The sequence below is a fragment of the Rhodococcus sp. WS3 genome (genome assembly GCF_003797085.1).
Classification (GTDB): domain Bacteria; phylum Actinomycetota; class Actinomycetes; order Mycobacteriales; family Mycobacteriaceae; genus Rhodococcus_F; species Rhodococcus_F globerula.
The window spans coordinates 960,902-974,736 of the sequence record NZ_RKMA01000001.1 but is presented as its reverse complement, the minus strand read 5'-3'; the positions used below and the strand labels follow the sequence as shown (position 1 = coordinate 974,736).

The window sequence follows — 13,835 nt, the reverse complement described above, 5'->3', positions numbered from 1 at the left end:
TATGCAGTATTTGCCCAGTGGGCGGCATCGGGACGGCACACACTGTGCCTTACCGGTGCCGCCGTGTGTTGTCAGTTCGTGCTGTTGTCGGCTCGTGCGCAGTCAGTTGGAGGAAGCCTAGATGTCCGTCGGAATACCTGGACCACAGTCGCTGACGATCGAGGATCTCCCGAGACTGATCGCAGCGGTTGCCGAGGTGGAACCGGGCCGGCGCGCACTTGCCCACGGCGATACGGATATCAGCTACGAACGTCTACACAGCGAGCTCACAACCCTCGACGCAGCGATGGGCGGCGCGTTGGGGGCCGACGCGCTCGTCCCCGTTGTCATCTCCACCGTGTTACCTGAACTGATCGCATCCCAGGACGGCGGACTCGGTGGCGTCGTGGACGCCTTGATTGCCGATGCCACGTCTGTGGTTGCCGTCGACGAGCCGACCGTTGTCGAGACAACCCTGGTGAGTCTGTTCGACGAGCAGGTGTCGCGAACCCCCGATGCGATTGCACTCCGGTTCGGTGACACGTCGCTGACGTATGCCGAATTCGACGGCCGTGCCAATCAGCTCGCCCGCGAACTGGTCCGACGTGGGGTCGGGCCGGACACACTGGTCGGTCTCGGCATCCGGCGGTCCGTGGAACTGCTGGTGGCGATGTACGCGATCGTGAAGGCGGGCGGCGCGTATGTGCCACTCGATCCCGATCACCCAGCCGAACGCGTGGCCTACGTCCTCGATGTCGCGGCGCCGGTCCTGGTGCTGACGGTGTCCACTGACGAGCTGACCCTCCCGGATGGTGTTTCCGTCCTCGAGATGGACACGACCGATGTGTCGGTGCATTCCGCCGAGCCGCTCGCCGATACCGACCGGCGCTCACCGCTGCGCGCGGACAATCTCGCATACGTCATCTTCACCTCCGGCTCCACCGGGCGTCCCAAGGGCGTCGGGGTTGCCCACGGTGCCATCGTCGCCAACCTCGTGTGGCGCCAGGACGAGTACGCCTTCACCGCCGCGGATGTCGTCTTTCAGAAGACGCCCTTCACGTTCGACGTGTCGGTGTGGGAGTTCTTCTGGCCGTTGCAGATCGGTGCATCACTTGTCATCGCGGAGCCGGACGGACATCGTGATCCCGCGTATGTCGCCCGCACCATGATCGAGTACGGCGTCACGGTCGTTCACTTCGTGCCGTCGATGCTGGCCGTTTTTGTCGCCGAACCCACGGTTTCCGAGATCGCCACTCTCCGTTACGTTTTTGCATCCGGTGAAGCGCTTCCGGCGCAGACGGCGGCGCGTCTGCGCGACGTCAGTTCGGCTGCGCTGCACAATCTTTACGGTCCGACCGAAGCTGCCGTCGACGTCACCTATTACGCCACCGGCGAGCAGGACGAGGTGGCCGTTCCGATCGGACGCGCGGTAGCCGGCACCGAACTACTGGTGCTCGACGACGCCCTGCGGGCGGTTCCTCCCGGAGTCCCCGGCGAGTTGTACCTTGCCGGTGTCCAATTGGCGCGCGGCTATGTCGCCCGTCCTGATCTCTCGGCCGATCGGTTTGTTGCGCATCCCACCGAGGCCGGTGCTCGTATGTACCGGACCGGCGACCTCGTTCGCTGGCGCGGGCTTGGTGCTCAGCGACTCCTCGAGTACATCGGCCGCACCGACTTCCAGGTGAAACTGCGCGGGCTGCGCATCGAACTCGGCGAGATCGAATCCGCACTTCTCGACAACGCTGCAATCGCGCAGGCGGCTGTTCTCGTCCATTCCGACGCGACTCTGGGTGACAACCTCGTGGCGTACGTGGTTCCCGCGCTAGGTGTTTTACTCGACACCGACGCTCTTGCAGATGAATTGGGCGGGCGCCTGCCGGACTACATGGTCCCGTCGCTGTTTGTCGAACTCGAGGCATTTCCGCTCAACGCCAGCGGCAAGCTGGATCGCAAGGCTCTGCCGGCACCCGAGTTCACAGCGCAGGTTGTCGAATACCGCGCACCGAGCACCCCGGTCGAGAAGACGTTGGTCGCGATCTTTGCCGACTTGCTCGGCCGCGACGATCTCGGCATCGACGACGGATTCTTCGACCTCGGTGGTAACTCGCTCCTCGCAACCCGGGTCGTGGCACGCGCCAACGCCGAACTCGGCGTGGAACTCGACATGCGAGCTTTCTTCGATGCTCCGACCGTATCCGAATTAGCCTCTCTGGTAGTAGATTCGGCCGGCAGTGGTACCAGGGATCCGCTGGTTGCTCGAGAGCGTCCGGCACAGATACCGCTGTCGTTGGCACAGCAGCGCATGTGGTTCCTCAACCGGTTCGATTCCGCGTCGGCCGTCGATCACATTCCGGTGGCCCTACGCCTGAGCGGTGCCCTCGACGTCGAGGCACTACGCGGCGCGATCACCGATCTGGTGGAGCGCCATGAGAGTCTGCGCACCGTCTATCCCGAAATCGACGGCGTCGGATACCAGCAGGTTCTCGCCGCGTCGGACGTCGTGCTGGACCTGACCCCGGTTGTGGTCACGGAATCCGACCTGATCGACCGTGTCACTGCCGTTGTCACCGAGGGTTTCGACGTCACGACGCAGGTTCCCTTGCGGGCCCGCCTGTTCCAGGTCGCAGACTCGGAATACGTCCTCGTCTTTGTGGTTCACCACATCAGCGGCGACGGTTTCTCGATGGGGCCGTTGGTCCGCGACGTTGTGAGTGCGTACGCAGCTCGATCGCAGGGTTCAGCGCCCGATTTTGCTCCTTTGGGGGTCCAGTACGCGGACTTCACGCTGTGGCAGCGGTCCGTTCTCGGTGACGAGAGCGACCCGGAATCGTTGATTTCGCGGCAGATCGACTACTGGACGCATCAGTTGGCAGGGATGCCGGAACTGCTCGAACTTCCGACAGATCGCCCGCGCCCTGCTGTAGCGACCAACCGTGGTGCGTCGCACCAGTTCTCGATCGAGAAGAACTTGCTCGTCCGGCTCGAATCGTTGGCGCAGCAACACAAGGCTTCGGTCTTCATGGTGCTGCACAGTGCCATTGCCGTCCTGCTTGCCCGGTTGTCCGCCACATCGGATATCGCGATCGGTACGCCGGTCGCAGGTCGTGGCGATCGCGCTCTCGACGATGTGATCGGAATGTTCGTCAACACTCTGGTCCTGCGCACCGAGATCGACTCCGCGAGTTCGTTCGTGGACGTGCTGAAAGCCGCTCGCGCGACCGATCTTGATGCCTTCGGCCATACGGACGTTCCGTTCGAGCGCCTTGTCGAGGTCCTTGATCCCGCCCGCTCACAGGCGCACAACCCGCTCTTCCAGGTCATGCTGGCGTTTCAGAACCTCGGCCAGAGTGAACACGGCGCTACCGATATCGGCGGGTTGACGGTCACGGGCGTCGAACTCGAATCCGCGGTGGCCAAGTTCGACCTCCAGTTCACCGTCTGGGAAGACCCCGAGCACGGCGGGCTGTCGATCATGATCGATTACGCCACAGATCTTTTCGATCCGTCGACCATCGATTCTGTTGCCTCACGGTTGGCGGCGCTCCTCGGCGTCGTCGCGGAAGATCCGGCCATCGTGGTCGGTGACATCGACCTGCTCACCGTCGACGAGCGCGAATTGGTGATCGGCACCTGGAATGCGACCGGCCACGAGGTGCCGGAGAAGACACTGGTCGACATGTTTGTCGAACAAGCGCATCGGACTCCGGACGCCACGGCACTCGTCTACGAGGACGAGCTGCTGACCTATCGCGATTTCTCGGCGCGTGTGCATCGACTCGCCCGGATGCTGGTGACGATGGGCGTCGGACCTGACACCTTGGTGGGCTTGGCAATCAGGCGGTCCATCGACTTGGTTGTCGCGATGTACGCGGTGATCGAAGCAGGCGGGGCCTATCTGCCGGTCGATCCCGATCAGCCCGCCGATCGCAACGAGTACGTTCTGGGGACGGCCGGACCGGTGTGCGTGCTGACCACCGATCGTGACGGTTTCACAGCGGGCACCACGGTTGTCTCGTTGGATTCGCTGGATACTTCCCGGTTCTCGGACGCAGCGCTTGTCGATACCGATCGGCTGGCGCCGCTGCGGCCGGACAACACGGCGTACGTGATCTTTACGTCCGGTTCGACCGGTAAGCCGAAGGGTGTTGCGGTTTCGCATCGGGCGATCGTGAATCGCCTGGTGTGGATGCAGGCCGAATACGGACTGACCGGTGATGACGTGGTGTTGCAGAAGACGCCTTTCACGTTCGACGTGTCGGTGTGGGAGTTCTTCTGGCCGTTGCAGGTTGGTGCCCGGTTGGCTGTTGCCGAGCCGGACGGACACCGCGACCCCGCCTACCTCGCGTCCGCCATTTCGGAGTACGGCGTCACCACCGCTCACTTTGTTCCGTCGATGCTCGACGTGTTTGTCGGCGAACCCTCGGTGGCGGCGTGTACTTCTTTGACCCGGGTGTTCGCCTCCGGTGAGGCGTTGACACCACAGGTGGCGTCAACGCTGCGGACAGTTCTTCCCGCTGCGCGCTTGCATAACCTGTACGGTCCGACCGAGGCCGCGGTCGACGTGACGTACCACGAGGTCACCGAATCCGACGTCGCAAGTGTGCCGATCGGTGCGCCGGTGTGGAACACCCGGGCGCTGGTGCTCGACTCGCGGTTGCATCCGGTTCCGGTCGGAGTTGCGGGGGAGTTGTACCTCGCCGGTGTCCAGCTTGCACGCGGCTACCTGGCGCGGCCCGATCTGAGCGCCGACCGGTTTGTCGCGGATCCGTTCTCCGGTAACGGGCAGCGGCTTTATCGCACGGGTGACCTGGTGCGGTGGAACAGTTTTGGTGAGATTGAGTACATCGGTCGAACGGATTTCCAGGTCAAGCTGCGCGGACTGCGCATCGAACTCGGTGAAATCGAATCGGCTCTACGCGATCACCCCGCGGTATCCGCGGCGGTAGTACTGGTTCGCAGCGACCAGTTGGTGGCGTATCTGACGCCGGCAGCGGGCATCAGCCTCGACTGGCACGACATCGCCGATGCGTTGTCGCAGCGGTTGCCCGCATACATGATTCCGGCCTCTCATGTGGTGCTCGACAGCTTCCCACTTGGCTCCTCGGGCAAGCTCGACCGTGCGCAGTTGCCGGATCCAGTGGCTCGTAGTGCCGAGTTCCAGGCGCCGGTCACAGGTGCCGAAATTGCTGTGGCTCAGGTCTTCTCGGACCTTCTGGCAGTCGAGAAGGTGGGATTGGGTGACAATTTCTTTGCCCTGGGGGGTAACTCCCTCATGGCAACTCAGGTTGTTGCGCGGCTGGGACAGAGGCTCGACACCACCGTCGGTGTGCGGACCCTGTTCGACGCACCGACCGTCGGGGCACTTGCTGCCCGTATCGATTTGGGAACCACCACGGCAGCGCGGCCTCCGCTCACCGCGCAGGTCCGGTCGGAGCGTGTGCCGCTCTCGCTCGCGCAGCAACGCATGTGGTTCCTGAACCGCTTCGAACCGGGATCGAATGTCGACAACATCCCAGCCGCACTTCGGCTGACCGGGACACTCGATGTCGACGCGCTCCAGGACGCTCTCGACGATCTGGTGCGTCGTCACGAGAGCTTGCGAACTATTTACCCCGAGATCGACGGCGTCGGTTACCAGCAGGTTCTCGAACCCGCTCGTCTGATCAATCTTGCGCCGATCGACGTGGATGCCGATGATGTTGTGGCTCAGGTCGCCGCTGTGGTGGCGCCCGGGTTCGACGTGACCACCGAAGTGCCCATTCGAGTTTCGCTCTTGCGGATCACCGATTCCGAGTTCGTTCTCGTATTTGTCGTCCATCACATCAGTGGTGACGGATTCTCGATGCTTCCGTTGGTTCGGGACGTCGTCGCGGCATACGGTGCGCGATCGGCCGGAGCGGCGCCGCAGTGGGAACCACTTCCGGTGCAGTTTGCCGATTTTGCATTGTGGCAACGCGAAGTCCTGGGCAGCGAGAGCGATCCGGACTCGGTGATTTCCGGGCAGTTCGACTATTGGCGAACACAATTGGCCGGTGTCCCGGATCAACTCGAGTTGCCGACGGATCGTCCGCGGCCCCGAATTGCAACTAATCAGGGTGCCTACCACGACTTCTCCGTTGATGCGGATTTGCTGGAGCGCTTGAACGCGGTCGCCCAGGCATCGAACGCCTCGCTGTTCATGGTTGTGCATTCTGCGCTTGCGCTGCTGCTCGCAAAGCTGTCGAGTTCCACCGACATCGTGATCGGCACTCCCGTTGCCGGACGCGGTGAGCAAGTGCTCGACAACGTCATCGGAATGTTCGTCAACACGTTGGTACTGCGAACCGATATCGATCCGGCGTCGACGGTCGCCGACCTGATCCACCGCGCCCGTGAAACCGATCTCGGCGCATTCGATCACGCGGACGTCCCGTTCGAGAGCCTTGTCGAGATCATCAACCCCGAACGGTCGCAGGCCCGGAACCCGCTGTTCCAGGTCATGCTGACGATGCAGAACATTGGCGGCTCGAGTCCGGAGTCGGCAGCGATGAACGGTGTTGCGGTGTCCGCCGTGGACATCGAATCGCCCGTCGCAAAGTTCGATCTCCAGCTGACGGTGAGTGAATCGCCACAGGGCGGCCTTCTTGCGCAGTTCAACTATGCAACAGACCTTTTCGACGCAGCAACCGTGGAACTGTTTGCGCAGCGTTACGTCACGATTCTGCGTGCCCTGGCGGATGATACTTCTGCTGTCATCGGCGACATCGGCGTATCGAGTGCCGACGAGCGTCAGCGAGTGCTCGTCGAATGGAACTCGACCGAGCGTCGTGTTCCCGACTCCACCCTGGTAGATCTCTTCCACTCCCAGGTGTCGGCAACACCGGATGCGCCGGCACTCACGTTCGACGCTACGACGCTGACATACGCGGAATTCGACGCCCGGATCAATCGTCTTGCACGCCATTTGATCTCGATCGGTGTCGGTCCCGATGCCATGGTGGGATTGTCGATGCGACGATCGCTCGACCTGCTTGTCGCGATGTACGCGATAGTGAAGGCGGGCGGCGCGTACGTTCCGATCGATCCGGATCAGCCGACCGAACGCAATGAGTACGTTCTTTCGACCGCCGTCCCGGTCTGTGTCCTCACGACCTCGCTGGACCAATTCGAGACGTCAGTCTGCCCGGTTGTTCAGGTCGACACGATCGACCTGTCCGCTCACTCGGACGCTGCGATCTCCGATGCAGATCGCCTGGCACCGCTGCGGCCGGACAACACGGCGTACGTGATCTTTACTTCCGGTTCGACCGGTAAGCCGAAGGGTGTTGCGGTTTCGCATCGGGCGATCGTGAATCGTCTGGTGTGGATGCAGGCCGAGTACGGGCTGACCGGCGATGACGTGGTGTTGCAGAAGACGCCTTTCACGTTCGACGTGTCTGTGTGGGAGTTCTTCTGGCCGTTGCAGGTTGGCGCTCGGTTGATCGTTGCTGCAGTGGACGGACACCGGGAACCGGCATACCTCGCAGCTGCTATCGCGGAACACGGCGTCACCACTGTCCACTTCGTGCCCTCGATGCTCGAACTGTTTGTCGCAGAACCCGCAGTTCGCGGAGCGGATGCTCTGCGTCGGGTATTTGCCTCGGGCGAAGCGCTGCCGCCGCAGGTTGCGCAGGAACTGTGCACACTCCTTCCGCGGGCTCGACTGCACAATCTGTACGGGCCTACCGAAGCGGCAGTCGACGTCACATTCCACGAGGTCACGCCATCGGATTCCGAGATCGTCCCGATCGGATCGCCGGTCTGGAACACTCGTGTCCTGGTGTTGGATTCGCGTCTGCGCCCGGTGCCGGTGGGTGTCTCGGGTGAGCTGTACCTGGCGGGAATCCAGTTGGCGCGCGGCTACGTCGGTCGGCCGGACCTCACGGCAGATCGTTTTGTCGCAGATCCTTACGGACCTTCCGGCAGTCGGCTGTATCGCACGGGTGACCTGGCGCGGTGGAAACGGTCGAGCGGAGCGAGGGGGGATGATTCCAGCGTTGGTGAGATCGAATACATCGGGCGGACCGACTTCCAGGTCAAACTTCGCGGATTGCGGATCGAACTGGGCGAGATCGAGGCAGCATTGCGCGATCAGCCGTCCGTTGCGTCGGCTGCGGTGGCAGTGCGCAACGAACAATTGGTTGCCTACGTTGTGGGACACGCCGGCGCGGTAGTGGACTGGGCATCGGTCGAGACAGCACTGGCCGCACGACTGCCCGGCTACATGGTCCCGACTGCGCACGTTGAGCTCGAGGCATTCCCGCTGGGCACGTCCGGCAAGCTGGATCGCAAGCAGTTGCCCGACCCTGTTGCTCAGATCGCTGCCTTCCGTGAGCCACGGAGCGTGGCGGAGCTTGCGGTCGCGCGGATTTTCTCCGACCTGCTCGGCATCGAGCAGGTTGGCCTCGACGATGATTTCTTCTCGCTCGGCGGCAACTCGCTCATCGCGACTCAGGTCGTTGCGCGACTCGGCGAGGCGCTCGACACGACGGTTCCTGTTCGCCTGCTGTTCGACGCGTCCAGTGTGGAATCCTTTGCCTCGCTTATCGACTCGCAATCCGGTAAGGGCGCCCGCCCGCCGCTGGTGGCGCAGGAACGACCGGATCGTGTTCCGTTGTCGATTGCGCAGCAACGCATGTGGTTCCTCAACCGGTTCGACGCGTCCTCGGGTGTGGACAACATCCCGGTGGCCATCAGGCTGACCGGAGAGCTGGACATTGCGGCGATGCAGGCTGCGCTGGTGGACGTGTTCGAACGTCATGAGATTCTGCGAACGGTGTATCCCGAGATCGACGGCGTCGGCTATCAGCAGTTGGTGGATGTGGACCGGATGGTTCCGGATCTGACGCCGGTTCGTATTCACGAATCCGTTGTCATCGATCGGGTTGCAGGCGTGATCCTTCCCGGATTCGACGTCACCCACGAGGCGTCGGTTCGAGCGCAATTGTTCGATTTGAGCCAGTCCGAGTACGTCCTCGTTTTTGTGATCCATCACATCAGCGGTGACGGCTTCTCGATGGGCCCGCTGATCCGCGACTTCGTCTCCGCGTATGTTGCACGGTCGCAAGGGCAGTCGCCGCAGTGGCAACCATTGCCGGTGCAGTACGCCGACTTTGCGTTGTGGCAGCGGCAGATCCTCGGCAGCGAGGACGATCCCGAATCGGTTATCTCCGAGCAGGTCACGTACTGGCAGGAACGCTTGGCCGGCATTCCGGACCAGTTGGATTTGCCGACGGATCGTCCGCGGCCGCGCATCGAATCGCACCGCGGAGCGGGATACGATTTCTCGATCGATGCCGAGCTCCGGGCGGGTCTCGATCGAGTGGCCCGTGAGGTCAATGCATCGCTCTTCATGGTGGTGCACAGCGCCCTGGCGGTCGTGCTCGCGAGGTTGTCCGGGACATCGGACATCGTGATCGGTACCCCGGCCGCCGGCCGTGGTGAACGTGCTCTCGACGATCTGATCGGTATGTTCGTCAATACCCTGGTGCTTCGCGCCGAGGTCGACCCCGAATCGTCGTTCGCAGACTTGGTCAGACATGTCCGGGAATCGGATCTCGGCGCGTTCTCGCACGCGGACGTCCCCTTCGAACGGCTCGTCGAGATTCTCAACCCCGAGCGATCTCAGGCCAGGCATGCGTTGTTCCAGGTCGGTCTGGCGTTCCAGAACCTGCAGCGATCGGTTCTGCAGTTGCAGGATCTGGACGTTGCCGACTTCGCGTTGCCGGACCTACTGGCAAAGGTCGATCTGCAACTGACCTTGATCGAGTCCGAGTCGTCTGGCAACGGAGGACTGACCGCCCAGTTCACATACGCGACCGACCTGTTCGACGAGTCGACAATCGCATCCCTCGCGAACCGATTCCTCCGCGTTCTTAATGCTGCAGTAGTCGACTCGGCGCAGGTGGTCGGCGACATCGATATCATCGAAACATCCGAGCAGGAACAGATTCTCGGCTGGTCACGGGGCAGTGACGATGGCCGGCTCGACGCGTCACCGATGACGTTGTTCGCGCAGTACGTCGAGACCGATCCGTCGGCGTGCGCAGTGGTGGCCGGTGATGTCGAGTTGTCCTACGGGGACCTCGATGCACTGTCCTCGGTCGCGGCCGCTCAACTCGTCGTCGCCGGCGTCCGTCCGGACGACGTTGTCGGATTGATCCTGCCGAGGTCCTGGCAGTGGGTCGTAGCGATGGTGGCTGTGTGGAAAGCCGGTGCCGGCTATCTTCCGATCGACCCTGCTCTTCCGGAAGAACGGGTGAGCGCACTGCTCACCGATATCGCGGCACGGTGTGTGGTGGCGATCGAGACGCCCGACCTCGATCTCCCAGTGGTGCTGATCGGTGACGAGCATGTGGTCGCTGCCGACGCACCGGTTTGGGTCGATCGTTGGAGTGAGGACGGCGCGGATGCCCGAGTCGGCTACGTCATTTCGACGTCCGGTTCGACCGGGCGACCGAAGCCGACCGTCGTTCCGATGGCAGGTATAGCGAATACCGTTGCGTGGTATAACTCTTCGCTGTCGGCACACGCCGGGGTGGCAGTGGCGTCGTCACCGAGTTTCGACCTCACGCAGAAGAACGTATGGGGACCACTGACGAGTGGTGGAAGTGTGCACCTCGCACCCGCCGGCTTCGACCCGAGTGAGATCCTTCGTGTCATCGCAGACGAGCGAGTCACGACGGCAAACATGTCACCCAGTGCTTTCGATGCTCTGATCGATTCCGACGAAGACGACGTGCTGGCAAGCCTCCAGGTGGTGTTCCTCGGCGGAGAACCGATACAGGTCAGCCGTCTGGGGCACCTCATCTCGCGTGGGGTTCGAATCGTGAACAGCTACGGTCCCACCGAAGCGTCGGATGTGGTGTCGTTCCAACAGGCGACGGCAGCGGACACGCTTGGTGTTCCGATCGGCTCACCGGTGCCGAACATCGATCTCTATGTGCTGGATTCACGGTTGGGTCTCGTTCCGTCCGGAGTTGTCGGCGAGCTGTACGTCGGTGGTATCGGAGTCGGTCGTGGTTACGGCAACCGGTACGACCTGACGGCAGAACGGTTTGTTGCCAACCCCTTCGGGGCGGCCGGCGAGCGCATGTATCGAACCGGCGACCTCGTGCGCCGCAACACAGCCGGTGAGCTCGAGTACATCGGGCGCACGGACTTCCAGGTCAAGATCCGCGGTTTACGCATCGAGCTCGGTGAGATCGAATCTGCGTTGAACGCTGTGGATTCCGTAGGGACCGCCGTCGTCACAGTCCACGCTGATTCGGCGGTGGGCGACCGGTTGGTTGCCTATGTCGTTGGCGGCCCAGGTGCTGTGATCGTTCCGGAAATCCTGCGGGACGCTGTAGCGCAGCGCTTGCCGGAGTACATGGTTCCGTCGGCGTTCATCGTCCTGGACTCGGTGCCGCTCAACGCGAACGGAAAGATCGACCGTCGGAGCCTGCCCGACCCGGTGTTCGACACGGCGCAGTACCGCGAACCGCTCACCGTTGTCGAGAAGGCAGTTGCAGTTGTTTTTGCCGATCTTCTCGGCGTAGACCGAGTCGGACTCGACGACGATTTCTTTGCGCTCGGCGGAAACTCGCTTATCGCGACGCGGCTCGCGGCCCGTCTCGGTCAGGCGCTCGACACCACTGTTCCGGTTCGGATGTTGTTCGACGCCACGACAGTCGAGGCACTGGCCCTTGCCATTGCGGCATCAGTCGGTTCGGGTCGACGAAAGTCACTCGAAGCCGCCGAACGCCCGGACCGGTTGCCACTGTCACTGGCGCAGCAGCGGATGTGGCTTGTCAACCAGATGGACACGGCCGCAGGGACGTACAACATTCCGATGGCGCTGCGGTTGACCGGCGACCTCGACGTCGACGCATTGCGGGCAGCTCTGCGTGATGTCACCGATCGGCACGAGTCGCTCCGGACTTTCTATCCGGCAGACGACAACGGACCAACACAACGGATTCTCGACGTCGACGAGGCGCCGCAGTGCGCCGTCGTTGCCGTTGCGGACGCATCCGAGTTGTACTCGCGCGTCGCCGCTGTGATGTCGACGGGCTTCGACGTCTCCACAGAAGTACCTGTGCGGATGGAACTTCTGCACTGCGGGACCCGTGAGTACGTCTTTGCTCTTGTCGCACACCACATTGCCGCCGACGGTGAGTCGATGGCGCCGTTGGCGCGCGACATGATGATCGCGTACGAAGCCCGTACCCGAGGCAGCATTCCCGGGTGGAGTCCGTTGACCGTGCAGTACGCGGACTTCGCGCTGTGGCAGCGTGACGTCGTGGGTACGGCCGACGAGGCCGACAGTGTCGCTGCCGCTCAACTCGAGTACTGGCGGGGCAAGCTTGCTTCGCTTCCCTCGATGGCCGGACTTCCGACGGATCGCCCACGTCCGAGTGCGGTGTCACCGGCAGCGGGTGCCGTCGAGTTCACCGTCAGTGAGCAGATCCACGCCCGGTTGGTAGAGATCGCCCGCGAACGGAATGCGACTGCCTTCATGGCAGTGCACGCCGCACTGGCCGTATTGGTTGCTCGGGTCGGGGCAATCGACGACTTTGCGATCGGTACCGCAGTAGGCGGGCGAGGGGAGCGTGCGCTCGACGATCTGGTCGGAATGTTCGTGAACACGCTTGCCTTGCGGACTCAGGTAGATACTGCAGCAAGTTTCGACGATCTGGTTGTTGCCGTGCGTGACGTGGATCTGGAGGCCTTCGGGAAGTCCGACCTCCCGTTCGAGGAAGTATCCGAAGCGTTGGGTGCCTCGGCCGACGGACTCTTCCAGATCATCTTGTCGCTGGAACCCGCTGGCGGAGCCGAGTTCTCGCTGCCGGGCTTGACGATCAGCGGAGTCGATTCACCAGTGGCGACCACGAAGTTCGACATGCAACTGACGCTCAGTAGCGCCGCGGACGGATACGGACTCTCCGGCGTCTGGATCTACTCGACTGATCTGTTCGACCAGGGAACCGTCGAATCGTTCGTGGAGCGGTTTGTTCGCGTACTGGAACAGGTAACCGACAACCCGTCGATCCCGGTCGGTGACATCGAATTGCTCACCGCAGCAGAAAAGGACGAGGCTCTCGGCGCTGCAGTTCAGCCCAGCGCTCCGAGTGGATCGAGCGCAGCCCTCCTGCCCCAACTGCTGGCGTCGACAGTCGAGGCTGACCCCGAAGCTCCCGCCGTTGTGGTTGGCGACGAGGAAATCGACTATGCCGCAGTCGATTCACGTTCCTCGCAGCTTGCGCGTCTGCTCATCGATGGTGGCGTCGGTCCAGGAGACTTCGTGAGCCTCTCCGGCGTATCGGGTGCAGGCGAAGTAGTGGCGTGCTGGGCAATTGTCAAGACCGGGGCAGCGATTGCAGTCGGGCAGGCCGGAGAGATTCCGGACTCTGTCGTGACGATCACGCCGGAAACACTCGACGCTGCGGTCGCACAACCCGCGCGTGCGATCAATTACACCGACCGCATTCGCCCGCTCACCGCGGACGACGCTGCATTCCAGGTGTTCGGAGACGGAGCCTGGGAGCAGACGTACGGGGAACTCACCGCAACCCTGTCGACCTGGAGCGAGAAGTACGCGGTTGATGTCGAGTCGCGAGTGCTGCAGACCGGCTCGATCGACGCGAGTGGACGGGTGCCCGCGATTCTGCTCGCTGCATCGGCGGGTGCTGCGTGGGTGGTGGCAGGTAGTGACATCGAATCGCTCGACGACCTGCTGGCCGACGAGTGGGTGACACACGCGGTGCTGTCGGTGGATGACGCTGCAAGCATCGATCGCAGCGAACTGCCGGATCTCGAACACGTTCTCGAGGAGCACAGCCCACAGTCGTGGTGAC

1 protein-coding gene is annotated in these 13,835 nt (G+C 62.7%); it reads left to right on the top strand.

Translation table 11 applies throughout. The features are described from left to right. The first annotated feature begins 121 nt into the window (after positions 1–121). Positions 122–13,834, top strand: a complete 13,713-nt coding sequence (locus EEB13_RS04435; RefSeq protein WP_141484689.1) for a non-ribosomal peptide synthetase — start codon at positions 122–124, stop codon at positions 13,832–13,834. Position 13,835: the final 1 nt, after the last annotated feature.

Excerpts from the sequence above, each read along its gene's own strand:
- EEB13_RS04435 (WP_141484689.1), top strand. The coding sequence starts at position 122 with ATGTCCGTCGGAATACCTGGACCACAGTCGCTGACGATCGAGGATCTC.